The organism is Nocardia testacea NBRC 100365 (assembly GCF_000308775.1).
Lineage (GTDB): Bacteria > Actinomycetota > Actinomycetes > Mycobacteriales > Mycobacteriaceae > Nocardia > Nocardia testacea.
In genome coordinates, this window is sequence record NZ_BAGJ01000224.1 from 1 (window position 1) to 2,244 (window position 2,244).

Annotated in this window: 1 protein-coding gene; it reads left to right on the forward strand. The window is 74.6% G+C overall.

From position 1 onward, the window contains the following. Positions 1-2,244: condensation domain-containing protein (locus ON38_RS37150; protein ID WP_039827571.1), on the forward strand; the 2,244-nt coding region annotated here is incomplete at both ends.

Below are 2,244 nucleotides of genomic sequence, written 5' to 3' on the forward strand. Positions count from 1 at the left end.
AGCGGGGCGAGCGCCAGTACTGGTGGCTCGGCCCGGAATCCGGTGAGAACACCGTGGCCACCGACGACGTGGTGCAGGCGGCCGCCGACGCGCTCGACCCCGCGACCGGCCGCAATATCCATTTCGTCGTCACCGGTACCGAACCGGCCCGGCGGCTCGTGGTGGTGGCCAACGGACTGGCCGTCGACGACCGCTCGTGGCGGATCATCATCGACGAGCTCCTCGCCGGCTGGTCCGGCGCCGAACTCGCCCCCGCCACCCCCGAGAACAAACTCCCGCAGCTGGTGCACGCCCTGGACGCGCACGCCCGCTCCATCGAACTCCTGGACGAGTCCGGCTGGTGGCGGCGCAACCTGGCCGGCGCCCAGATCGCGGCCCCGCTCGGGACCGCCGATCTCCGGGCCCGCCGCCGGGTCTCGCTGGCCATCACCGCCGAGGGCACCGCCGCGGTGACCGCGGCGGCCGCGGCCTACGGGGCCACCGTGCCCGAGGTGCTGCTGACCGCAGTCGCCGTCGCCCTGCACACCGGCGCGCAGGGCAAAGTCGCCCGTGCGATCGGCTCCCTGGTGCGTTGTGACGCCGACGCCCGTTCGTTCGCGAACGGAACCGGCGATCTGGTCGGCGGATTCGCCACGGAGTTCCCGCTGTCGGTCCGGATCGTCGATATCGATACCACCGAGGCGCTGGTCGGTGGGTCCGCCGCGGGCAGCGCGCTCGTTCAGATCCGTGACCTGTATCGGTCGGTACCCGACGGCGGTGCGGGTTACGCGCTACTGCGCTACCTGAACCCGGAGACCACCGCCGAGTTCGCCGCCGCCGAATCCGGCCGGCTCACCCTGCGCTATCGGGATCTGCGCCCGGCCCGGGTGCACACCGACGGCCCGGCCGACGGCGTCCCACTGGCACTGAGCGTCGACGCCACCGACGACGGCCTGCTGTGCCGGTTCGACTACGCGACCGACGTTTTCGCCGGCGAGGACGTGAAAACTTTCGCCGAGCACTGGGTCCGGGCGCTCGGCGGTCTCGCCGAGCACGGTCTGCGCCCCGATGTCGGCCTCGCCGGACCGGCGCCCGCGCCGCAACCCGCGGCGGAGCCGGTGCCCACGCAGATGCCCGAACCGGTACCGGACGCGGAGGTCACCTCACTGCTCCGCCCGGTCACCGGCATACCGGATGCCGCGGCGCACGAGTCGGGTCACGGCGCGCTACCGCGTCGTCACGCACAACCCGCGGCCGCCGCGAACCCGCTGCCGGATACGGCCGGCGCGCCCGATGCGGGCGAACTGCCGCGGCGCCGGATACCGGATGCCGAGACACCCGTTCCGGGTACGGACGCCGACGCGGCCGGGGCCGGCCTCCCGCAACGGGGAACGGCCACCGGAACCGGCGCGTCCGCGCAGCCGGAACCCGGACCGGAGCAGACCGCGTCCCCCACGGGCGACACCGTGCCCCCGGCGGCGACCGGAAACGACGCGGACGAGCTCGATTCGGCCGCGACAGCGACAGCGTCACCGTCCGCGCTCCCACAGCGTCGTCGGCGACCGGATGCGGATGCGGAGTTGGCAGCCGAGCCGAGTTCGGTTTCGTTGCCGCAGCGTCGGCCGGAACCGGATGCCGAGGCGGCGCCGGTGGACGATCCGGGTCCGGTTTCGTTGCCGCAGCGTCGTCCGGGACCGTCGCATTCGGCGCCCGACGCCGCGAGTCCGGAACCGGTCGCCCGATCCGGTGCCCTGCCGCAGCGCCGGCCCCGGCACGACAGTGGGCCTGCCGGTGAGCCGGTATCGGAGCAGGCCGCCGAGTCCTCGGTGCCACCGCAGGCCGGGCCCCGGTACGGCGGTGGTGCCGCCGGCGAGTCGGCGGCTACCGTCGATCCCACGCCGCCGGCGCTGCCCGGCCGCCGGTCCGCTGCCCGCGCACAACCGGAACACCCCGGCACAGAAACGGGTTTCCCCGAGGCCGGCGCCGCGACACCGAAACTGCACCGGCGCAGGCCGCAGCACGACAACGGCTCGCTCGCGGAACCGGAACCGGCCGGGGTATCCGATCCGGCACCGGTGTCGTTGCCGCAACGCCGGTCGCGGCTCGGCGCGCAGCCCGACGTGGACTCCTCGGCAGTGCTTTCCGAGGCCGTGTCCGCCGAGAGCGGTCCCGGCCCGGAGCCGCTGCCGGAGCGCCGTTCCACCGCGGCAGCGGGATCGGCGCCCACCGGCACCGGTTCGGAATCGGCGAGCGCCCCGGCGCTGC